Below are 23,141 nucleotides of genomic sequence, written 5' to 3' on the forward strand. Positions count from 1 at the left end.
ATAGCTCAATGTCAGTCAATCTGCAGAAACCGAATAATAAACAGATCTTCTTCTTTTTCCTCCACCCAGTAATCGAATCCCAGACTGGCAGCTTTCTCTATAAGGGGGACGGTTAGTAAAGGAACCGTGAGTTCGTAAATATCTCCTTCCTGCAAACTTTTTAAATCTGCCATCACCTGATGCACCGGCATCTCGCCTGCTTCCAACATCGGACGTGCATCCACCTGTTTGGTGATCTTGGATTCATCATGCCAGTCGTGCTGCTCATACCTGATGGTCAAGCCTCCTTCTCCATCTTCGGAAAAGGCATCTTGTCTGACTTCAGCTCTCAAGCGGTTCACCAGTTCCTGAACATTAAGGATGCCAATTGTTGCGGCTTGCTGTACGGTGTGATGGAGACGCACAATGGAGACGCACAATTGTGCGTCTTTAAGTTACGATTCGTAATTCAAAATACGCTGTTCGTCCTCAAGTTTGCGCAGCTCTGTCAGATCCTGCGATACTTCCAGTGTTCCCAGGTAGTTGCCTTCATCATCGCGCACAGCAAAATAGCGGATGAGAATCATTTCCTGTTCAATTAACGGCAAAAGCAGGTTCTCTTTTTGCATTTAGTACTGCCGGAATTGAAGCAGTTCTTTCACAGTTTTTGCCGCCTTGTCCATTGAGGTATCATTATCAGGGGCATCATTGAGATTCCTGTCAACAAATTGAAGCAACCTCCTAATAAGAAATAAGTTTCTCCAAACAATGGTAATTAAAAGTAAGAAAAATGCATCAAAAATGGTAGTTTTGATTTCTGTAAACTTTAAGTATAAAGTTACTGTGACAATGGTCCGTTAAACTTTTTCAAAGTTCTGGAAATTAAATTTAAGCTTCAACGAGTGTTTTTTTTGATAAACTCCAGAATGTCAACGCCATACGGTTTGTTTAACCTCTAACTTCTAAAAATCTAACGATCTATTGTGTGAAGGAATCAACAGAAATAATCAATTCCACCATCCGGTATGTAAAAGCTGAACTTACCGGAGCCGAAGGAGGTCACGACTGGTTTCATACCTATAGGGTATGGAAGATGGCTTGTCGTATTTCGGAAAAGGAAGATTGCAATCAACTGGTGGTGGAGCTTGCTGCTTTGTTGCATGACATTGCCGATTCTAAATTTAATGATGGAGACGAAGAGGCCGGGCCCCGGAATGCTGCCTTTTTTTTGAGCGAATTGAATGTTGCTGGTGAAGTGGCTGAACACGTGGTGAAGATTATCCGGCATATTTCTTTCAAAGGAGGAAATCATCAGCAGGAATTCAGGTCAACCGAACTGGATATTGTTCAGGATGCCGACCGCTTGGATGCCATCGGGGCCATCGGTATTGCCCGTACCTTCAATTATGGGGGATATAAAAACCGGGAAATGTACAATCCGGAAATAAAACCCAATCTGAACATGACCAAAGAGGAGTACAAAAACAGTACGGCTCCAACCATCAACCATTTTTACGAAAAACTACTGTTACTCAAAGACCGGATGAATACAAGAACCGGGAGCGCTATTGCAGAACAGCGGCATCAATATATGGAGAGGTTCCTGAATGAATTCTATGATGAGTGGGAAGGCCGTTTGTAGTTTTTACCTGTTCACAGAGCCTCTGCGTTAAATTTTTATAGTTATTAATATGCCAAAACTTAAAAAACAAGGTCTCAAAATTCTAAAGATGGTTCACCTTTTCTTTGTGGTGATGTGGATTGGAGGTGCCATTTCCCTCTTGTTAATACTCTTTTTAGTCCATCCGGAATCGGGGGATGAACTTTATATGAAGTTCCGCATCATTCAGGTAATTGACGATTTTATTATTATACCCGGTGCCATGGGGAATTTGTTGATGGGTATTGTTTATGGTGTGTGGACTGGTTTCGGGTTTTTCAAACATCACTGGATAACAGTGAAGTGGGTGCTGACGGTTGCTCAAATACTCTTCGGTACTTTTTTCCTGGGCCCATGGGTCAATGGCAATGTCAAACTGGCCAACACCCTTCGGGAGCAGGCTTTTGCCAATGATGTTTTTCAGTACAACTTTCAGCAGAGTGCTGGTTGGGGTACAGCACAATTGCTTCTTTTGTTGGTGATGCTGGTCGTTTCGGTCCAGAAGCCATGGGGCAGGGCCGTGAAAAACAATTCTGGATACTAATTGAGAATATTAAATCCGAAATTGTTTGTCCGGAAGAGCGGTAGTTGATTTTCCGAAAACCTTTGCGGAGGCAACAGTTCAATTATTTTTTACTTTCTTTTTTTATGATAAAGAAGCAGTTTTTGGTTGCTTCTGCTTGATATACAGTTGCTTTTGATGTTTGATGTCCCGGTTTCGTAATGGTGTGTGTTTGTATCACTGTCCTGATTTACTGCTCTTTTCGGTATCTTTGACGTAAAAGTTTTATACAACATTCCAAACATTTTTTGTATGAAAAAACTATTCGTTTTTATGGCAATATCCTTTATGGCCGTATGGGGACAGGCAGCTGAACTGAAGTCTCCCAATGGCAGTTTTCATCTCAGTTTTGAGGTGAAGGACGGGGCTCCTGTTTACAGTCTCCAACTGGAAGGACAACCTGTGATCCTTGAAAGTCGTCTGGGGCTGGAGTTGAAAGCTCTGGAGCCACTTACCAACGGTTTTAAGCTTGCAAAGGTGGATGAGAGTTCTTTTGATGAAACCTGGGAGCCTGTGTGGGGCGAAACCAAAGAAATCCGAAATCATTACAACGAGTTGGCGGTTACACTGGAGCAGGAAGAAACCGATCGGGCCATGGTAATTCGTTTTCGATTGTTTGATGATGGCCTTGGGTTTCGTTATGAGTTTCCTGAACAGGACAACCTCACCTACTTTGTGGTGACTGATGAAAAGACTCAGTTTGCCATGGCAGATGATCACACAGCATTCTGGATTCCCGGAGATTACGACACGCAGGAGTATGATTACACCACTTCCAGACTGTCCGAAATTCGTGGCTTAATGGATCAGGCCATTACCCCCAATGCTTCACAGACTCCTTTTTCGGATACCGGGGTGCAGACAGCCCTCATGATGAAAACCGACGACGGCTTGTACATCAATCTGCACGAAGCTGCCTTGAAGGAATATTCTTGCATGCACCTGGAACTGGATGATGAAAATATGGTTTTTGAATCACACCTGACTCCCGATGCAGTGGGTAATATGGCTTATATGCAGGCTCCCACGCAAACACCCTGGCGTACGGTTATTGCCAGTAAAAATGCAGGCGATATTCTTTTATCCAACATTACCCTCAATTTAAATGAGCCTTGTGCTTATGATGATGTTTCCTGGATTAAGCCTGTGAAATACATTGGTGTGTGGTGGGAGATGATCACAGGGAAAAGCTCCTGGGCTTATGCTGATCTGCCATCAGTAAAATTAGGTGAGACCGATTTTGCCAATGCACAACCCACCGGAAAGCATGCCGCCAATACCGACCATGTGAAGATGCATATTGATTTTGCAGCTGAACACGGCTTCGATCAGGTGTTGGTTGAAGGTTGGAATGTTGGATGGGAAGACTGGTTCGGGAAATCCAAAGACTATGTTTTTGATTTTGTGACTCCTTATCCCGACTTTGATGTGAATGAACTTCGGGAATATGCCAAAAGCAAGGGAGTACGTCTGATGATGCATCACGAAACATCCAGCTCTGTGCGTAATTATGAGCGTCATATGGATGAGGCTTACCAATTTATGGAGGACAACAACTATAATGCAGTGAAGAGCGGATATGTGGGAGATATTATTCCACGCGGGGAGCATCATTACGGTCAGTGGATGGTGAATCACTACATTTATGCAGTAAAAGAGGCTGCAAAACACAAAGTGATGGTCAATGCCCATGAGGCTGTTCGTCCAACCGGACTGCGTCGTACTTATCCGAACTTGTTGGCCAATGAGTCGGCCCGTGGTACCGAATATGAGGCTTTTGGAGGCAATAAGCCTGCGCATACCACTATTCTGCCGTTTACCCGTCTGATTGGCGGACCTATGGATTATACCCCCGGAATTTTTGAGCAGGATGTGAGCAAGTACAATCCCGACAATCATTCATGGGTGAATACAACCATTGCCCGTCAGCTGGCATTGTATGTAACAATGTACAGCCCTTTGCAAATGGCTGCCGACCTGCCCGAAACATATAATAAATACCTGGATGCGCTTCAGTTTATTAAAGACGTTCCGGTTGACTGGGCGGATACCAAGGTGCTGGAAGCAGAGCCCGGTGATTTTATCACTTATGCCCGAAAGGATAAGAATAGTGATAACTGGTTTGTGGGACGCACCAATGATGAAGATCCCCGTGTATCCAATATTAAATTTGATTTTCTGGAGCCCGGCAAAAAATATGTGGCAACGATCTACAGTGATAAAAAGGATGCCCATTATAAGAAAAATCCCAAAGCTTACGAGATTAAAAAATATGTAGTCACCAGTAAGTCTAAATTGTCGCAGAAGTGTGCTCCCGGAGGTGGTTATGCCATCAGCCTGATTGAAGTACAGGACAAAAGTGAAACTAAGGGATTGAAAAAATTGTAATCTGCAGATTCAATCTTAAACCGTAGAATAATGAGGAAAAGCTGTCTGTTTAGGCAGCTTTTCTTTTTTTTAGTAACGACTTTGCACGAAAATAACCGTTTGGTTTTTGTGGAGTTGCATTGATGTATTCTTTTACTTTTTGTATTTCTGCTGGTTGCAAAGGTTTTTATAGGCCACTATGACGACGGGTTCGTTTCTGTTTACCGGCCAAAACTTTGAAGAATGCCCACGCTCCGGATGCTTTAACCAGGAACTCAGAGATGTTACCGCTATCAGGTACTGATATTCTTTTCAGCCTGAACGGATCTGTGTTTTTACTGTTAAAGCCTGTGTCGAGGGTCACTGCTGCTTCATACCCTGCTTTTTTACAGATGCGGATGTCACGTTCACTGTACTCTCCGTTGGGAAATGAAAAAACAGAACATGGATGATGCGTTAGTGCTTCGGCAGCAATTTTGGAAAGTTGTATTTCTTTGGCTGCCTTGGAGTCGGAACATCTGGGCAGAATGGGGTGCGTCATTGTGTGTGCCCCAAACCCGACCAGTCCGCTCTCCTTCATCGATTGAATCTCTTTTTTATTGAGCATTATCCGCTCTTCAAAAACCTGGTCTTGCTCATATCCATATCGTTTTAGTGCTGCAAGGCGGACCGAATCTGACATTTCTTTTAGTGATTTTTTGAACTGACGGTCTTTGACTGCATAAAACCAAGGGCGCTGCATGGTGTCGGTAATACCGGAAATGAGAAAAATTGTGACGGTGACATTGTGTTTCTCCAATACGGGGAGTAAACGGAGATTTTCTGCACGCCCATCGTCTAAAGTGATTGCAATGGAACGTTCCGGAATTTTTATTGTCTTGTTTTTGAGAGATTTAATAAGTAAGGAAAGCGGAATGATGTTGTATCTTTTTTTCAGTTCTGATAATGCTTTATCGAAAAAGACAGCTTCCGGTTGATGAAACATCAGAATGGTGGTCTTGTTTTTTTGAAGTGTATGTCGGAGAGCCCATGAGAGCCCCGAATATCGAAGCCCTGGGCTTAATAAGTTACTAAAAAATGCCATAAAAGCGACTGTTGATTTCGTTGGCAAAGATAGTTCTTTATTCTTGTGGTCAGTCTTTGTTGTTCAATGGGAAAGAAACCTTGACAGAAGTCCCTTCTCCCCGGGTGGAGGAGAGTTCTATGGTTCCGTTTAGCAGAAATGCAATTCCCCGCGCATTGGTAAGGCCTATGCCTGCACCGTCATAAACCCGTGTGTTGGATTCAACTACCTTACAGAATTTCCTGAAAACTAAATCTGTTTTGTCGTCAGAGATCCCTATGCCACTGTCGGAGACGATTATTTCGAAATGATGATCAGTACTCCTGCATAGCAAGGATACTCCTCCTTTGTCAGTAAATTTGAAAGCATTGACCAGCAGGTATCTGATCAGGCGTTTCAATAGGGCCGGGTCACTGTAAATGGTCATCTCACACTCATCCGACAGCGTTCGGAAAAAAAGATCCGGCTTTTGTTTTTGCCGATAGTTTTCAAATTCCTGTTTCAGATCCAGCAGGGCCTCCTGAATATTAAAATGACTCATTTTTACAGATGCTTGTTCTTTCTCGAGTTGTGCAAATAATAATGTATCCTCAATGAACCTTACCAGTTGATTGCTGTTTTGAGCAATATGCGAAAAGAAATCTTCCCGTTCTTTTGATGTGGAGACCGGATCGGCCATTAATTCAGAGAATCCGACAATGGCCATTAACGGGGTCCGAACCTCATGGCTCAGGTTTTCCAGAAATGAAGATTTGAGACTGTCTGATTCCAGGGCGCGTTCTTTTTCCCGACTCAACCTGCTTTGGACCAACTTCAAATCGTTAAATGAATTCTGGAGCTCTTCCATCATTTTATTGAAGTGGTCTCCCAATTCCTGCATTTCATCTTTGGACTTTATATTCGCTCTTGTATCCAGTTTTCCATCTGCAGCATGCCTGAATTTTTTGAGAAGATATTTTACGGGAGAGGTGACATTTTTGCTGAAGTAAAATGCCAGGAATATGGTGATAATAAAGCCTGTAAGGAATACTATCCCAAGGTGAAGTATGAGGTTGTTGGCATCCGATAAAATCTCTTTTCTGGACACAGAAAGCGCTATAGTCCATCCGTTTTGGAGTTGACTCACTGAGTGAATGAAACTTTTACTGTTAGTATGTGGCAGTAGCCTGGTATCGATGTTTTTGGGCAAGTGCTCAATGACTTCAAGGGTTTCTTGTGGGAGCGGTTGTTTGCCAGAGGAAGAGTAAACCAGCTCATTGTTTTCATTCAGGAGAATCAGACAACCTGTCTTGAAATCATAAATACTGTCGAGGTGATCCTCCAGTTCATGATAATGAAAATCAGATCCGAGACAACCGATTAACGTAGAATCTACATACACGGCTCGCGAATAACTGATAACTTCCATATCCCAGCTTTGCCAATAGTAAGGCAGCGTCCATGTTTCTCCGTGTTTTACGGCGTCCGTCCACCAATTCATGGAAGGATGATAAAGATCCTTTTTTAGAATATTGTATTCTTTGGTCCGATGATAAAGACCATTGCCTTTTTTATCGAAAAAACTAATGGAATGCTTTCCTTCAAGATTTTCAGTGTTGAAAACAATCCATAAACTCATCGGGCGCATCAGATGGAGGATTTCACGGAGTTGTGGGGCTATTTGTTGTTTGTAACGATTTAGAGCAACATCGTTTTGATAGTCCGTTGTTTTGTTGAAGGTGCTTCTGATAACGGCTTCTAAAGCCATGGACACTTCTTTGATGTGGGTGAATTGTTTTTCCACATCCGAAGAGGCCAAGCGGGTTATTTGCTCCATATGTGCCAAAGCGTCTTTTTTGGCTTGCTGCCGCGCAAAAAATATTCCCGGCACGCCGGTGAGAAGCATTGCAGATGCTGTCAGAATGAGCATCAAAATGAGTAGTTTCTTCCTGAATCCGTACATTCGCACTATTCTCTTTATAGTTAGGGGACGAATCTGTAATTTAATGCATTTTGTTTAAAAAAACTAATAAAGATCAATAATTGAATGTTTGTTAAGTACAGACAGGGGTGATTTTCGGTCAGCCCGAAGCAATCTTTAAACTTAAGTCAATAATTTATCCAAGTTATTGGTCTGACGAAACTCACTATGAATTTTGTACATGCTTTTTTAAGGAATTAGCACCTCAAAATTCATGTTCGTTTCACTACCTGTTAATTCTGTTAAGTAATTGATTTAGAGTATTCTGTCCGGGCGGACTTCGGATGTGATGGGGATGTGGCAGAAGCGGGGTGTCCCCGAATGGGGGTAAATTAGAGTAACCCCGGGTGGTCAACCCGGGGTGAATTAGTGAGCGTCTTACTCTCTGAAGTGCAGTAATCTGCTGATGTATTTCCCAATAATATCAAACTCCAGATTTACTACAGTTCCTTCTTTGATTTGGTGGAAGTTGGTGAATTCGTAGGTGTAAGGAATGATGGCCACTGAAAAACGATCGTCCTTACTGTTAACTACGGTGAGACTTACGCCGTTTACCGTAACAGATCCTTTTTCCACTGTCATGTAACCTTGTCCTGCTTTCTCTTTATCTACATCGTATTGGAAAGTAAAATACCAGCTGCCATCTGCCTCTTTAACTTCCACACATTTTGCTGTCTGATCTACATGTCCTTGTACGATGTGCCCGTCCAGCCGGCCATTCATTGGCATGCTTCGTTCCAGGTTTACTTTATCTCCTGATTTCAGAAGTCCCAGGTTTGATTTTTCCAGCGTTTCGCTGATGGCTGTAACTGTATAGACATCTCCTTCTTTCTTTACAACGGTCAGACAAACACCGTTGTGAGAAATACTCTGGTCAATTTTCAACTCATCGGTAAATGAACATTTCAGTGTGAGGTGCACATTCCCTTTTTCTTTGTCCACTGCTGTGACTGTGGCAGCTTCTTCAACTATTCCTGAAAACATAATATTCTTTTTAAATTTATTGAAACAGATATTGCAATGTGTTGTTTTGATATCAAATGAAATGCTAAATTAGAAACAATTTTTTCAGAACCCTAAATCGTTTAATCAGATTCGAAAAAAAAACTTATGGATGTTACTGTAAAAAGCAAATACCTTGGAAATTTGAGGGTCGAAAGCACACATCTTCAGTCAGGAAATAAAATTATTACTGATGCACCGGTGGACAACCGGGGAAAAGGAGAAGCCTTTTCTCCCACTGACCTTCTGGCGACTTCCCTTGGGAGTTGTATCACTACCATTATGGGCATAAAAGCGATGGATAACGGAATCGATATTGAAGGAACAGAGGTGGAAATAACCAAAATAATGGCCAGCGATCCCAGAAGAGTGGCAGAAATAGTGGTGACGTTCTTTTTTCCTGACAAGGGGTATTCCGAAGAACAAAAGAAGCTTATTGAAAGTGTGGCAGGAATCAGCCCGGTTCCCTTAAGCCTTTCTCCCGATTTGAAACAGACTATTCGCTTTCACTGGTAAAAAACTACCTTTGTATTTATGATACTACTTACAGGAGCAACAGGACTGGTTGGTTCACACATTTTATACAGTCTTACAAAACAAGGAGAGCAGGTAAGAGCTACCTGTCGTCGGCAAAGCACCATCGGAGAGGTTGAGAAACTTTTTCGTTTTTATGAAAATGCCGGGGCTGATGCATTATTGGAAAAAGTGGAATGGATTGAGGCGGATCTTACCGATTATTTTTCGCTTGAAGAAGCATTGGAGGGTGTTCAATACGTAATTCATGCGGCCGCGATGGTCTCTTTTAATCCAAACGAAGCGCGACGAATGCTTAAGGTGAATGCAGATGGAACTGCCAATCTGGTTAATGCATCTATTGAAAAAGGCATTAAGAAGTTTTGTTTCGTGAGCTCCATCTCTTCATTGGGACGTCATCCCGAAGGAAAGGAAGTGGATGAGCAGGTGGAGTGGCAGCCGGACGATAACCGGTCTGCCTATTCGCATAGTAAATTTCGTGCCGAGATGGAAGTTTGGAGAGCTTCCAAGGAGGGGTTACCTGTGATTATTGTTAATCCTTCTGTCATTATTGGACCGGTGGACTGGAAACGAAGCAGTGGCCGTCTGTTTTATTCTGTCCGCAAAGGAATGCCCTTCTATACAACCGGTGTTACCGGATTTGTGGATGTTCGGGATGTGGCTGAAGCCGTTTATTTGCTGATTAAAAGTGAGGTGGTCAATGAGCGTTTTATTCTCAATGGGGAGAATATGAGTTTTAAAAACTTTTTCTCTTTGGTGGCGCGGGCGTTAAATAAACGTGCCCCTTTTCTTAAAGCAAATGTTTTTCTTACCGAGATGGGATGGCGAATCAATCATACCCTTTGTGCCATTTTCGGGAAAGCCCCGGCAATAACTAAAGACACTGCCCGGGCTGCACACAACAGGGCATATTATTCTAACCGGAAGTTCTCGGAAAAATTTAATTTTTCTTTCCGGTCTGTTGACAATTCTGTAAAGAATACCGCCCAATGGTATCTTGAAAACAATTAATCAATGAAGAAGAAAAATATCTCCGGCGGAAAGCGGAATCAGGCAAACAGTTCCGGCCGTTTTCGGATAAAAGTTTTAAAATTTTTTCTAAAGCTGTTTTTGGCAGGAATTGCTTTTTTGGCGGTGTTTCTGTCATTGGTTTACATCGGTTTGTTTGGTCGTATTCCGGCAGAGGAGGAATTGGCTAAAATAAGGAATTTTGATGCTTCCGAGGTATATTCTGCCGATGGCAAAATGATTGGCAAGTATTATATTGAAAACCGAAGGAATATTGAGAATAATAATATCTCCGAGCATGTGATCAATGCTTTGGTGGCGACAGAAGACAGCCGCTTTTTTGAGCATAAAGGGCTCGATTACATAAGTATGGGGAGAGTTTTGGTGCATTCTGTCCTTATGGGTGATAAGGCCCAGGGAGGTGGAAGCACCATTAGTCAGCAGCTTGCCAAAAACTTATATCCCAGAAGGGACTACAAATTTTTGTCGCTACCTGTAAACAAGGCTCGAGAGATGTTCACGGCAGCACGTCTTGAGGGAATTTACACAAAGTCTGAAATATTGAATCTTTACCTGAATACGGTTCCTTTTGGTGAAAATATTTATGGTATTGAAGTAGCTGCCAATCGTTTTTTTAATAAATCTTCATCCCAGCTGAAGCCGCATGAGGCCGCAACCATTATCGGAATGCTGGCCGCTAATACCTTATACAATCCCCGGCTTCATCCCAATCGCAGTGTTGAAAGGCGAAACACTGTGCTTAACAGAATGGTAACTCAGGGATTCTTAACCGAGAAGCAGGGCGAAAAATACCGGGAACTTCCATTGGAGCTCAATTACAGGGTTTTGGATAAGAATAATGGTCCTGCACCGTACTTTATGGAAGTTGTGCGCCGAAGTGCTGAAAAAACACTGGAAGAACTTTATGGCGATTCGATCAATCTTTACCGGGATGGGTTACGGATTTATACTACGCTGAATGCTCAGTTGCAGGAATTTGCCAATGATGCAGTTTATAATCATATGGTGCGCCTGCAAAATGATTTTGACACTCATTGGAAGAACAGAAAACCATGGGAGGGACACCCGGAAATATTTGTTTCTGCTCTTAAGAATTCCTCTCGTTATCAGGCATTAAAAAAGAAAGGAAAGAGCGAGACGGAAATAATGGAGGTTATGGAAACTCCGGTCAGTACTGTGATTCTTGAGGACGGGGAGGAAATAAAGATTGAGATGTCACCGGCTGATTCTGTCGCCTGGGCCATCAGTCAGTTGCATGCAGGCTTTTTGGCGGTGAATCCCTCTGATGGTGCAATATTGGCCTGGGTGGGGGGAACGAATTTTAAGTTTTTTCCTTACGACCATGTTTTATCTAAACGTCAGGTGGGCAGTACCTTCAAGCCATTTGTTTATGCCACTGCCCTTGAAGAAGGTTACGAACCTTGTGATTATATCAGCAATGAAAGACGTGTTTATCGTCAGTATGATGATTGGTCCCCTTCCAATAGTGACGGGGAGCATGAGGGATATTACTCTTTGCAGGGGGCATTGATCAACTCCGTGAATACCGTTGCTGCCGAACTGGGGGTGGAAACGGGCCCTCATGATGTGATAGAATTGGCTCATGAAGCCGGAATTGGTAGCGATATGCCTAAAGTACCTTCAGTGGCTCTTGGGACTGCCAACCTTTCATTATTTGAGATGATCAGGGCTTACACTGCTTTTGCAAATTATGGGAACGGCATAGAACTGCAAAGTCTTTTGCGCATAGAAGATGCTCAGGGGAGGCTTCTTTATGAAGCAAAGCCTGCCGAATTGCGTGATCCTGCTTTTGAGGAGAGAACAGCCCGCTATATGGTGCATATGCTGCAGGGAGTAGTGGAGCGCGGAACTGCACGGGCACTGAGAAGTGTTTATGGATTAAAAACTGATCTTGCAGGGAAAACAGGAACCACTCAGGATAATGCGGATGGGTGGTTTATTGGTTTTTCTCCGGGGATGGTAGCAGGTGCATGGGTGGGGGCTGAAAGTCCGGGAATAAGATTTCGAACCACTAGTCTTGGTCAGGGAGCATATACGGCACTTCCTGTTTTTGGAAGATTTATGCAAAAGGTGGAGACTTCTTCGCTTTCGGTTGGTATTGGCCGGCGAAGTTTCTATCCCCTGCCAGAAGAGTTGCTTGCTGACGTGGATTGTCCCGATTTTTCAGAAGAAGATCCGGATATGAACTTTTTTGAACGCTTGTTTGGAGGAGGGAAGGATAAAAAGGAGAAAGATGCGGAAGAGACACAAAAAGCAGACAGTCTGGATGTAAAAAATGATGATAAGAAGGATAAGGGTAAGTCGTTGCTCGACCGGATGAAAGATATTTTTCGTAAAAAAGAATAGCAGATTTTATATCCGAAGCAACCGGCTTAGCCGGTCCAGCCGCCTATCTCTGCCGGATTAGCGTAGTCGAAGTCAGCGGTTGATGCTTTCCCGTTCTTTTCGGGTCATGCCTTTTATTACCAGCTCATACGACTCTTTGGTCCATTGGCGTATTAAAGCATTGCTAACAGAACCGTCAACTTCAATGGTGTTCCAGTGTTTTTTGTTCATGTGATACCCGGGTCTCACTGCCTGGTATTGTTCCCTCAACTCTATGGCTTTCGCCGGGTCGCATTTCAGATTTATCCAAAACGGACCTTCCAAAACGGTGAGGGCAAACATTTTCCTGCCTACTTTGAAAACGAGCGATGTTTCATCGAAGGGAAGGGCTTCGGAGGTTGACGGGAGAGACAGACAATATTCACGGAATTCTTCGATGTTCATTTTGGTCTGATTTAGTCTGATTCATTGGCGAAGTTAATCAATCTGGTTCGTTAGTGCCAGAAAAGAAATTAATTACGGGCTCGAATGAAAAGCATCCACAATATGTTCCATCTCCCAGTTCTCTTCTTTCTTGTGAGGCAACCAGCAAATCAGGTCAAACCGGGTTTCACAATCCAATTCATTTAGCATTATGTAGGCTTCAGCAGCGTAGATAATAGCGTTTATTTTTGTGGGCGTCAGGCTGTCTCTGGGGTGCTCGTGAATATCAGAATCTCTTGTGCGCACCTCTACGATAACCAGTTCTTCATCATCCCAGGCAATAATGTCAATCTCTTTATGGTCGTACCGGAAATTTCGTGCAGCCAGACGATAGCCTTTATCCAGCAGGTAGGCTGCTGCTTTGTCTTCTCCTTTTTGTCCCAGTTTATTGTGTTGGGCCATTGGGTTGGTTTTATGTTTTTGTGAATATGTTGAAGTCTTAATAAGCCGTAAGGGGCAACTCCGGTTTATAATTTCAATTTTTCTGGAAGCGAACTGATTTTCCAGCTTGTTTTTGGGCAATATTTAGTCTGTCTATAAACTAAACAAAATTTGTTTTTGGTCCTGTTTCTGGTCAGAAAGTGCCAATTGCTAGGCTTTTGACCGCGTGCCGCCTAAAGCTTTAGCGCCGTTCCGTCGGCAAGCCTTTGGCGACCGATGGGTGGCGCAAGCCGCCAAAAAAGGAATTTACTAATCGTAAATGAGTATTTTGGCGGCAAGCGTAACGACGCAAGTGGTACTTTATGGACAGAAACTATTTAAGATCGGATAAGCATACCTCCTTTTTCATTGACCTGAATGTGGGTCTGAACACCCATCAGCAGTGGCTCATTGAGGTGTGCATGTCCGGACGGAAAATCAAATATTACAGGGTAATCATAATGTTGAACAGCCTCCATAATTATTTCATTTGCTGATAAACCAAAAGGTGTTGGTTTGTCATTCATTTCGGTGAGCTGACCGACCACCAGTCCGGATAATTGTTCAAGTTTTCCGGCCAGTTTCAAGTGCTGCATCATCCTGTCCAGGTGATAGAGTTGTTCTCCCACTTCTTCGATGAACAGAATTTTGCCCCGCGGGTCAAAGTCGTACTTTGTCCCGATCAGTGAAGAAAGCAACGACAGGTTTCCCCCGGTGAGTTTTCCACCTGCAGTTCCCCATCGGTTTAACTGATTTGCCGGAGTGTTGATGGTGAGATCCTGTCCCTCTAATAATTCCAGCAGGTGCAGAAAACCTTGTTGCTGGTCATCTTCGGGTTGTAAATTTACCGGCATGGGGCCATGAATGGATGCTACATTGTAAATGTTCTGAAGGGTTGCATGAAAAACGGTAATGTCGCTGAAACCTACAACCCATTTGGGCTTTTTGGGCATGGCTGAGAAATCCAGCTGTTCAATAATTCTGGAAGTTCCGTATCCGCCCCGACAACACCAAATTACATCAACCTGATTGTCATCCAGAAATGTCTGTATATCGGCTATTCTTTGTTCGTCGGTTCCTGAAAATTGATGGTATTCCGAGGATGCATGTTTCCCTCTGGAACTTCTGTATCCGTTGGTTTCCAGAAACTTTTCGGCATTTTTTACCACCTGAGCTTCTGTTTTTCCGGCCGGGGAAATCAATCCGAAAAGAGCTCCTTTTTTTATGAAGGGAGGTATGGCAATTGACATATCTTACTGCTTTGTATATAAGATTTTAACATCTTTGGTTATCTTTGTGAAGATAAATAAATCCCTTCAAAAGTACTTGCTCTTGTCCGGATTTTTGGAGAAAGTTACGATATAAAATATTTGTTTTCAAGAAAATACACATACCAGAGATTGGAGAAATTATGAGTAATTTTAAACGAACACTTGTTACTACTGCCCTGCCGTATGCCAATGGTCCCGTCCATGTGGGTCATTTGGCCGGTGTTTATGTGCCTGCTGATATTTATGTGAGATACCTGAGAATGAAGGGAGAGGATGTATTGCATATCGGAGGTTCTGATGAACACGGCGTTCCCATTACCCTTAAAGCCAGAAAAGAAGGGGTTACACCGCAGGATATTGTTGACAAGTATCACAATCTGATAAAGGATTCGTTTGAGAAATTCGGTATCAGTTTCGATATTTATTCCCGGACTACCAGCGAAATGCATCATAAAACAGCTTCCGAATTTTTTAAGAAGCTATACGATAAAGGTGCCTTCATGGAAAAGGAAACCGATCAGTATTATGATGAGGAGGCCAGACAATTCCTTGCAGATCGTTATATTACCGGAACCTGCCCGCATTGTAACAGCACGGGCGCTTATGGTGATCAGTGTGAGAGTTGCGGAACTTCTTTGAATGCGACAGACCTGGTTAATCCCAAGTCTATGATCTCCGGAAGTATCCCGGTAATGCGCAAAACCAAACACTGGTACCTTCCGCTTGATCAGCACCAGAAATTTCTGGAAAAATGGATTCTTGAAGAACATAAAGAGTGGAAACCCAATGTTTACGGTCAGTGTAAATCATGGCTGGATTTGGGTTTGCAACCGCGTGCTGTCAGCCGCGATCTTGATTGGGGTGTTCCCGTACCTGTGGAAGGCGGTGAAGGGAAGGTGCTCTATGTCTGGTTCGATGCTCCCATCGGCTATATTTCTGCCACTCGCGAACTGACTCCTGATTGGGAAAAATATTGGAAAGATCCTGAAACCCGTTTGATTCATTTTATAGGTAAAGACAATATTGTATTTCACTGTATTGTGTTTCCTTCTATGCTGAAATCTGAAGGTTCTTTCAATCTTCCGGATAATGTGCCGGCCAATGAGTTTCTGAATCTGGAAGGGGATAAGATTTCTACTTCCCGGAACTGGGCTGTTTGGCTGCATGAATATCTGGTTGACTTTAAAGATAAGCAGGATGTTTTGAGATATGTGTTGACTGCCAATGCTCCGGAAACCAAAGACAATGATTTTACCTGGCGCGATTTTCAGGCACGCAACAATAATGAACTGGTTGCCATTCTTGGAAATTTCGTGAACAGAGCAGTTGTGCTTACTCATAAATATTATGATGGTCAGGTGCCTTTGATTGGCGAAACTGAGCCTTTTGATGTGGAAACGCTGGAGGAGATTCCTGCTTTGGTTAACCGCATCGAAAAGAGTCTGGATGCTTTTAAATTCCGTGAAGCAGTGCGTGAAGCGATGAATCTGGCTCGACTGGGAAATAAGTACCTGGCAGATACCGAGCCATGGAAACTTCAGAAAACAAATCCTGAGCGCGTGAAAACCATCATGAATATTGCCTTGCAAATCACGGCCAACCTGGCTCTGGTAATGGAGCCTTTCCTTCCTTTTACTGCGCGTAAGATGCGTGATATGCTGGATATGGAGGATTTGTCATGGGACAGGTGTGGTAAAACGGAACTCCTGAAGCCTGCTCATAAGATTAATGAAGCAAAGTTATTGTTTGATAAAATTGAAGATGCACAGATTCAGGAGCAATTGGATCGTCTTGCGAAAACAAAAAACAGTAATGAAGCTGAAAATAAAGAAGCAGCTCCAGCTAAAGCAGATATCTCATTCGATGATTTTACGAAAATGGACATTCGGGTGGGTACCATTCTTGAAGCAGAGAAAGTAGCCAAAACCAAGAAGCTGCTTAAAATCAAGGTGGATACCGGAATTGATAAGCGAACAGTTGTTTCGGGCATCGCTGAGTTTTTTGAACCTGAAGACATCATCGGACGTCAGGTGTCTATTCTGGTGAATCTGGCAGTCCGTAAAATTAAGGGTATTGAGTCGCAGGGAATGATCCTGATGGCTGAAGATGCCGATGGAAGGTTGGATTTTGTAGCTCCGGGAACAAGAATAAAACCAGGGTCGGAAGTAAGATAATGACAAAAAAAAAGCCGCTATGCAAGCGGCTTTTTTTAGTTTGGTTTAGCTTGGTTTAGCCTGGTTTAGTCATGAATTTTCGTTATGAGATGTTCAAAAACCAATAAATGTTGGCAATCGCAAAGAAAATTGATGAAGGAAATAATAAATTATTTTCAAGTCAATTTTATTGAGGACGCCTGTATTTAGCCGGTAGTTGAACATTGTAATAGATAATTCATGAATAATCCAGGTTAAATATTTTTTTATTCGGCTAATAGCCAGACGTTTTTATAGGCTTCATCCTTGCGGAGAGCAAAAAGTTTTCGAGTCGCTTCTTCCCTGTCGGCAAACGAAAAGAGTGCAATCCGGTAACGGCCACTAGGGGAGTCCAACACTTTTGCTTCTGAAAAACCGTCATTTTTAAATGCTTCCATAGTCTGGTCGGCTGGTGAACGGTATTTGAAGCTTGCTGCAATTAAATGAAATGGTTTCGCAACATTGGCGGCCTTTGTTTCCTGCTTGGCGTCCTGTAACTTATTGATTTCTTCTCCTTCAATTTCATCAGGTACGGAAAGCGTTGTTTCCGCAACTTCTGTTGTTTCATCAGATGGGGCTGATACTGCGTCATCGGCCACCATTGAAATCATATTCGAAGAATCTATACGGTGATGTTCAGGCATGTCCAGCTTTGGCGAAAAGAGCAACAGGCCTGCAATCATTGCTGCCACCGAAGTCCAGTAGCGGGGAGAACGACTTTGCAATAATCTGCGCACAGGTTCTTCCTGTTTGCTTGTATTGGAATGGTTGCTGACCAGAGGTTCAAAATGAAAATCTCCTAATCCAAAGGCTGATGGTAACAACTGGTTCTGTTCTACCGGATTGAATTGTAAGTTTCCTAAAGCATCCTTACGAAATGCTCCTATACCTTTTAGCTCCATGGTGACTCCTTCATCAATTCGTGTTTGTAGATTGCCTACAAATTCACGAATAAGAGCTGAGCTTTCATCCCATGATTTTTGCTCCCGTCGGATGAGGTGATTGGTGAGGAGTCCGTCATTGTGCGACAGACTGCGATTGAAGCCAATTTCTTTTTCCGGTGGCGTGAAATGATTTCGCTCGTCCACGATGGAAGCCGATTTATAGTTGGCCACAAATCCTCCAAGACCCGGCACGATAACGCAGTCGTGCAGGCATAATAAATCTGATATGTGCTTTTCAATGTTCGCCATATTGCAAATTTAATGAATTTATACGCTAAGTGCCTATTTTTGTTTTAAACAGCTGTTAATAATCTGTTGAAAACTGATGATTTTTTTGGTGAAAGAGGGTGATGTATGTTTTTGGGGGATCGTTATTCAGGCCTTGTTCATGTTTTGTGCTTGCTTTCCCAAAAGTCTTGCAAAGTGGTCTCATTGCTTGTGATTATCCCAATAAAATTTTTGGGAATAATGGAGATATGGCAAAATTGGCCCACCTCCGCGTGGAGGTAAGCCGGGCAAATTGCTACTAAAGGGTGGGTGACCTTGGAGGTTGATTATAAGTTTTTTGCAAAAACTGTTAATGAGAATGTCGTGACGCAATCTTTTTCCTAAATAGTGCCCGTCTATAAAGTCGGGAAAATTTCTAACTGAAGCTGTGTCTCTTCAAAAAGTGCCAGTTGCGAGGCTTGCCAAGCCGCCAAAAGCGGAGTTTTTTTGAGTAAATGAGTATTTTGGCGGGTTGGCGTAACGACGCAAATGGTACTTTATGGACAGACTCTAAATAGTGTCTGCAAGAAAAATAAGGTTTTCTAGACTTTGATAAGAAAGCCCAAAATACGAGACATTCGAAGTTTTTGAATTGAAGGAGTTTGCTTTTTTTGTAAATGATTGATCCAAAGGCAATCATAACGAAGTGGTTGGTGTTTTCTTGCAAAGACTAAATAATATTTTACCGGATACCAATGAATTGGAATCGATAATTTATGAATAATCCAGGTTAGGATATTATTGGACCGAAGTATAAAAAAATAGTTGCTCTGAGCTTTTTGTGTTTAAGCACGAAACATTTCTTACAAAATTAAATATCGTCAATTGAATTGGTTTTGTTAATTTTACTTGCTTAAAGGAACCAAAAATAAAAGAAAGGAATTCTAATGAGTAAAAAGGTATTGGTGACCGGCGGAACCGGTTATATTGGCTCTCACACAGTGGTAGAGCTTCAGAATGAGGGTTTTGAAGTGATAATAGTGGACGATTTGTCCAACTCGAATATAGAAGTGCTTGATGCAATTGAGAAAATTACTGGGCAACGTCCGGCTTTTGAGAAATTTAACCTCGCTGACAGGGAGAAAACGGATGCTTTTTTTGAAAAAAATGCCAATATTGATGCCATTATTCATTTTGCTGCTTTCAAAGCAGTGGGTGAGTCGGTGGAAAAACCTCTCGAATACTACCGGAATAACCTTGTGTCGCTGATGAATCTTCTGGAGAATATGAAGCGACATCATCTTCCCAGTTTGGTCTTTAGTTCCAGTTGCACGGTTTACGGACAGCCTGATCAGCTTCCTGTAACGGAGTCCACTCCCCGAAAACCGGCAGAGTCTCCTTATGGCAATACCAAAGCCGTCTCGGAAGATATTATGCGCGACTTCAGTCAGGCCAGTGAGGGCCATAATTGTATTGCACTGCGCTATTTTAATCCCATTGGAGCACATCCGTCGGCTTTGATTGGAGAATTTCCCGTTGGTATCCCCAACAATCTGGTGCCTTTTATTACCCAGACGGCTGCAGGTTTGAGGGATGAATTAAAAATTTTCGGAGAGGATTACGATACCCCTGACGGCACCGCCATTCGCGATTACATTAATGTGGTGGACCTGGCCAAGGCTCACGTGGTTGCGATTAACCGGTTGATGGAGAATAAAAATAAAGCTTCCTATGAATTTTTTAATGTGGGTACCGGTGACGGATATTCGGTAATGCAACTGGTGAAAACATTTATGGAGGTAAACGGGGTAGAAGTCAAATATCAGATTACAGACCGCCGGGCAGGAGATATTGAAAAAATATGGGCCGACACAACGCTTGCCAATGAAGAGCTGGGCTGGAAAGCAGAAAAAACGCTGGAGGAAACACTGGCAAGTGCCTGGGCATGGGAGAAGAACGTCAGAAATCTTAAATAGCTATGGAAAAAACGATTTTAATTACCGGAGGAGCCGGATTTATCGGATCTCATGTGGTTCGCCTCATGGTGAATAAATATCCCGGTTATAAGATAGTCAATCTGGATGTTTTGACCTATGCAGGGAATCTGGAAAACCTGAAAGACCTGGAGTCGAAGCCGAATTATGTTTTTGTTAAGGCAGACATAACAGATGAGGCAGCTGTGAAAGAGGTCTTTGAGCAACACCGACCAGACGGGGTTATTCATCTGGCTGCCGAATCACATGTGGATCGTTCTATTAGTGACCCTTTGGCATTTATCCGCTCTAATGTGATGGGAACGGTCAATTTGCTTAACGCAGCCCGCGCTTTGTGGGGTGACAATACCGAAGGCAAACGTTTTTATCACATCTCAACAGATGAGGTTTACGGATCATTGGGTTCGACAGGTTTTTTTACTGAAGAGACAGCCTATGATCCCCGGAGCCCGTATTCGGCATCTAAAGCCAGCAGTGATCACATGGTGCGTGCGTGGCATCATACCTATAACCTTCCCGTGGTTATTTCCAACTGTTCCAACAATTACGGGCCAAATCAATTCCCCGAGAAACTGATTCCTCTGGCCATCAACAATATCAAACATAAAAAAGCGATTCCCATTTACGGAAAAGGGGAAAATGTTCGTGACTGGCTTTTTGTGGAAGATCATGCGGTAGCCATTGATCTGATTTTTCACAAGGGAGTAAATGGTGATACCTATAACATCGGAGGGAATAATGAGTGGACAAATATTGATCTGATTCGTAAGTTATGTGAGGTCATGGACAATGCTCTTGATCGCGAAAAGGGTGAGTCTGAGAAGCTCATTACCTATGTGAAGGACCGTGCAGGCCACGATAAACGTTACGCCATTGATTCCGGGAAACTGATGAATGAATTGGGTTGGAAACCTTCACTCCAGTTCGGGGAAGGTATTGAAAAAACAGTTGACTGGTATTTAGAAAATGATGAGTGGCTGAACAATGTGCTGTCAGGCGATTATGCCAAATATTATTCGCAGCAGTATGGTAATCGTTAGTGCCATTACTTTTTTGAAATAGAAAAAGAGACGGGTAATAAGCACCGTCTCTTTTTTTGTCCCTTACTCTACCGTTACCGATTTGGCAAGATTTCGGGGCTGGTCCACATTGCAACCTCTCATCACTGCGATCTGATAAGAGATGATTTGCAGGGGAACTACAGCCAGCAAAGGCGATAGTGCCCTGTGGCAACTGGGAATCTCAATCACGTCATCGGCAATCTTGCGGATGGTCTTTTCACCTTCGGTAACGATGGCTACAACTTTTCCGTTTCTGGCTTTGACTTCCTGAATGTTGCTGATAATTTTTTCATAAGAGTCATCTTTGATGGCCAATACAAAAACAGGCATGTTTTCGTCGATCAGCGCAATGGGGCCATGTTTCATTTCGGCCGCCGGATAACCTTCTGCATGGATGTAGGAAATTTCTTTGAGCTTGAGTGCCCCCTCCAACGCAACAGGATACAACACCCCGCGTCCCAAATAGAGCGCATTGGTTACATTGGTGTATTTATTGGCCACGTCTTTGATGAATCCTTCGTGCTTCAGTATTTCACGCATTTTTTCAGGAACCTGGGTCAATGCTTTTACCATTTGCACATAGTCACTGTCTGCAATGTGTTTCTTTCGGTGCCCTAACAAGAATGCCATCATGGTCAGTACCGTTATCTGGGCTGTGAAGGCTTTGGTGGAAGCCACTCCGATTTCGATTCCTGCGTGGGTATAAACACCTGCGTCGGTTTCTCTTGATATAGAAGAGCCTGCAACGTTACAGATTCCCAGGATGGTGGCTTCCGATTGCTCTCTGACCATGCGAATGGCAGCCAGTGTATCAGCAGTTTCTCCGCTTTGGGATATGGCAATTACCACATCGTTGTCATAGATCAAAGGTTTTCGATACCTGAATTCAGATGCATATTCTACTTCTACTGGAACGCGGGCGTATTCTTCGAACAAATATTCACTGACCAGACCTGCATGCCAGGAGGTGCCACAGGCCAGAATGATGATTCGTCTTGCTTCAATGAGCTTGGGCAAAACATCAAAAATACCTCCCAGGAAAATCTTACTCTGATCCATGGAAATTCGTCCGCGGAAAGTGTCTTCGATGGATGTGGGCTGATCATGAATTTCCTTCAGCATAAAGTGCTCATAATCGCCTTTGTCAATTTGCTCAATGCTCAATTCAATCTTCTGAACCTGTGGTGTCTTAATGTCGTTTTTAAGGTTTTTCAGATCGAAATGATCATGGTCAATCACTGCTACTTCCTCATCGTTCAGAAATACAACCTGGTCGGTGTATTCGATGATTGGGGTAGCATCAGAAGCCATGAAATATTCATTTTCACCGATTCCGATAACCAGAGGACTACCTTTGCGTGCGGCAATCAGGCGTCCGGGTTCATCGGCACAGTAAATAACCAGTCCGTATGCTCCTACCACTTTTGTCAGTGCGAGGCGAACAGCCAGTTCAGCTGACACTTTCTGCTCGAGGTATATGTTTTCTATAAGATTGGCTAAAACTTCGGTGTCGGTTTCGCTTTTAAAGCTATAACCTCTGTTGGTAAGTTCTTTTTTGAGGTGACTGTAGTTCTCAATTATTCCGTTGTGAACCAGAATAAATTTTCCGTTCTCCGACTGGTGAGGGTGCGCATTGGTGTCGTTGGGTTCACCATGTGTGGCCCACCTGGTATGGCCGATTCCGATAGATCCTGAAATCTCCTGTCCTTTTACCAGACCCTCCAGATCTTTTACTTTTCCTTTACACTTGTAAAGATGAGTTTGTTCATTCATCAGTGCTATCCCTGCCGAGTCATATCCTCTGTATTCCAGTCGTTTCAGACCTTTGATCAATATCGGATAGGCGGTTCTTTCTCCTACATAAGCTACAATTCCACACATACTTTACTGGTTCTTGGTTGTTTAGGTGTTGTATTACAATTATTATATCGTGCTAGCAAGAAAACTAAGCACAATTTGCTTTTAGTCCTGTTTCTGGTCAGAAAGTACCAATTGCTAAGCTTGCCAAGCCGCCAAAAACGGAGTTTACTATTCGTAAATGAGTATTTTGGCGGCAAGCGTAACGAC

Annotated in this window: 19 protein-coding genes; 9 read left to right on the forward strand and 10 right to left on the reverse strand. The window is 43.1% G+C overall.

All coding sequences use genetic code 11. The annotated features are described in order from the left end of the window. Nucleotides 1–11 precede the first annotated feature (11 nt). Both W7W_RS0118395 and W7W_RS23615 read right to left on the reverse strand, forming a co-directional pair. Complete coding sequence (locus W7W_RS0118395; protein WP_148660916.1) at nucleotides 12–419, reverse strand: hypothetical protein; 408 nt, start codon at nucleotides 417–419, stop codon at nucleotides 12–14. 15 nt (nucleotides 420–434) lie between these two features. After that, a complete protein-coding gene (locus W7W_RS23615; RefSeq protein WP_010665128.1) occupies nucleotides 435–608 on the reverse strand; it encodes a PAS domain-containing protein in 174 nt (57 codons plus the stop codon). Nucleotides 609–964: 356 nt separating this feature from the next. On the opposite strand from W7W_RS23615, the gene W7W_RS0118410 reads away from it, so the two are divergent. The 3 genes from W7W_RS0118410 to W7W_RS0118425 all read left to right on the forward strand — a co-directional run bounded on the left by W7W_RS0118410 (nucleotide 965) and on the right by W7W_RS0118425 (nucleotide 4,589). Continuing rightward, nucleotides 965–1,621, forward strand: a complete 657-nt coding sequence (locus W7W_RS0118410; RefSeq protein WP_010665129.1) for an HD domain-containing protein — start codon at nucleotides 965–967, stop codon at nucleotides 1,619–1,621. 88 nt (nucleotides 1,622–1,709) lie between these two features. Then, nucleotides 1,710–2,183, forward strand: a complete 474-nt coding sequence (locus W7W_RS0118415; protein ID WP_010665130.1) for a hypothetical protein — start codon at nucleotides 1,710–1,712, stop codon at nucleotides 2,181–2,183. Between the two features lie 270 nt (nucleotides 2,184–2,453). Beyond that, a complete protein-coding gene (locus W7W_RS0118425; RefSeq protein ID WP_029510669.1) occupies nucleotides 2,454–4,589 on the forward strand; it encodes a glycoside hydrolase family 97 protein in 2,136 nt (711 codons plus the stop codon). A 166-nt stretch (nucleotides 4,590–4,755) separates the two neighbouring features. Here W7W_RS0118425 and W7W_RS0118430 read toward each other — a convergent pair whose 3' ends face one another. The 3 genes from W7W_RS0118430 to W7W_RS0118440 all read right to left on the reverse strand — a co-directional run bounded on the left by W7W_RS0118430 (nucleotide 4,756) and on the right by W7W_RS0118440 (nucleotide 8,575). Next, nucleotides 4,756–5,652 (reverse strand): polysaccharide deacetylase family protein, encoded by an 897-nt coding sequence (locus tag W7W_RS0118430; RefSeq protein WP_025007099.1) that lies wholly within the window; start codon nucleotides 5,650–5,652, stop codon nucleotides 4,756–4,758. Between the two features lie 49 nt (nucleotides 5,653–5,701). Then, nucleotides 5,702–7,573, reverse strand: a complete 1,872-nt coding sequence (locus W7W_RS0118435; protein WP_010665133.1) for an ATP-binding protein — start codon at nucleotides 7,571–7,573, stop codon at nucleotides 5,702–5,704. A 396-nt stretch (nucleotides 7,574–7,969) separates the two neighbouring features. Beyond that, nucleotides 7,970–8,575: a riboflavin synthase gene (locus W7W_RS0118440; protein WP_010665134.1), complete on the reverse strand. Its 606-nt coding sequence runs from the start codon at nucleotides 8,573–8,575 to the stop codon at nucleotides 7,970–7,972. Nucleotides 8,576–8,701: 126 nt separating this feature from the next. Between W7W_RS0118440 and W7W_RS0118445 the strand changes: the two genes are divergently transcribed. The 3 genes from W7W_RS0118445 to W7W_RS0118455 are packed head-to-tail and all read left to right on the forward strand — an operon-like array spanning nucleotide 8,702 to nucleotide 12,523. Continuing rightward, nucleotides 8,702–9,109, forward strand: a complete 408-nt coding sequence (locus W7W_RS0118445) for an OsmC family protein (RefSeq protein WP_010665135.1) — start codon at nucleotides 8,702–8,704, stop codon at nucleotides 9,107–9,109. Between the two features lie 18 nt (nucleotides 9,110–9,127). Further along, on the forward strand, nucleotides 9,128–10,138 hold the full coding sequence (locus tag W7W_RS0118450; RefSeq protein ID WP_010665136.1) for an NAD-dependent epimerase/dehydratase family protein: 1,011 nt from the start codon (nucleotides 9,128–9,130) through the stop codon (nucleotides 10,136–10,138). Between the two features lie 3 nt (nucleotides 10,139–10,141). After that, nucleotides 10,142–12,523: a penicillin-binding protein 1A gene (locus W7W_RS0118455; protein WP_010665137.1), complete on the forward strand. Its 2,382-nt coding sequence runs from the start codon at nucleotides 10,142–10,144 to the stop codon at nucleotides 12,521–12,523. A 72-nt stretch (nucleotides 12,524–12,595) separates the two neighbouring features. Here the strand turns inward: W7W_RS0118455 and W7W_RS0118460 are convergent, their stop codons facing one another. The 3 genes from W7W_RS0118460 to W7W_RS0118470 form a co-directional block, all read right to left on the reverse strand. Next, a complete protein-coding gene (locus tag W7W_RS0118460) occupies nucleotides 12,596–12,946 on the reverse strand; it encodes an MmcQ/YjbR family DNA-binding protein (protein ID WP_010665138.1) in 351 nt (116 codons plus the stop codon). 72 nt (nucleotides 12,947–13,018) lie between these two features. Continuing rightward, nucleotides 13,019–13,387: a YraN family protein gene (locus tag W7W_RS0118465; protein ID WP_010665139.1), complete on the reverse strand. Its 369-nt coding sequence runs from the start codon at nucleotides 13,385–13,387 to the stop codon at nucleotides 13,019–13,021. Between the two features lie 356 nt (nucleotides 13,388–13,743). Then, nucleotides 13,744–14,655, reverse strand: coding sequence for a S66 peptidase family protein (locus W7W_RS0118470; protein ID WP_010665140.1), 912 nt, complete (start codon nucleotides 14,653–14,655; stop codon nucleotides 13,744–13,746). A gap of 161 nt (nucleotides 14,656–14,816) precedes the next feature. Between W7W_RS0118470 and metG the strand changes: the two genes are divergently transcribed. Further along, nucleotides 14,817–16,850 (forward strand): methionine--tRNA ligase, encoded by a 2,034-nt coding sequence (gene metG / locus W7W_RS0118475; protein ID WP_010665141.1) that lies wholly within the window; start codon nucleotides 14,817–14,819, stop codon nucleotides 16,848–16,850. A gap of 245 nt (nucleotides 16,851–17,095) precedes the next feature. Here metG and W7W_RS0118480 read toward each other — a convergent pair whose 3' ends face one another. After that, complete coding sequence (locus W7W_RS0118480; RefSeq protein WP_010665142.1) at nucleotides 17,096–18,061, reverse strand: HU domain-containing protein; 966 nt, start codon at nucleotides 18,059–18,061, stop codon at nucleotides 17,096–17,098. A gap of 905 nt (nucleotides 18,062–18,966) precedes the next feature. On the opposite strand from W7W_RS0118480, the gene galE reads away from it, so the two are divergent. Continuing rightward, on the forward strand, nucleotides 18,967–19,995 hold the full coding sequence (gene galE / locus W7W_RS0118485) for a UDP-glucose 4-epimerase GalE (protein ID WP_010665143.1): 1,029 nt from the start codon (nucleotides 18,967–18,969) through the stop codon (nucleotides 19,993–19,995). A 2-nt stretch (nucleotides 19,996–19,997) separates the two neighbouring features. After that, on the forward strand, nucleotides 19,998–21,053 hold the full coding sequence (gene rfbB / locus W7W_RS0118490) for a dTDP-glucose 4,6-dehydratase (protein WP_010665144.1): 1,056 nt from the start codon (nucleotides 19,998–20,000) through the stop codon (nucleotides 21,051–21,053). 63 nt (nucleotides 21,054–21,116) lie between these two features. On the opposite strand, the gene glmS is transcribed toward rfbB, so the two are convergent. Then, nucleotides 21,117–22,955 (reverse strand): glutamine--fructose-6-phosphate transaminase (isomerizing), encoded by a 1,839-nt coding sequence (glmS, locus tag W7W_RS0118495; RefSeq protein ID WP_010665145.1) that lies wholly within the window; start codon nucleotides 22,953–22,955, stop codon nucleotides 21,117–21,119. Nucleotides 22,956–23,141 lie beyond the last annotated feature (186 nt).

The organism is Marinilabilia salmonicolor JCM 21150, assembly GCF_000259075.1.
Taxonomy (GTDB): Bacteria; Bacteroidota; Bacteroidia; order Bacteroidales; family Marinilabiliaceae; genus Marinilabilia; species Marinilabilia salmonicolor.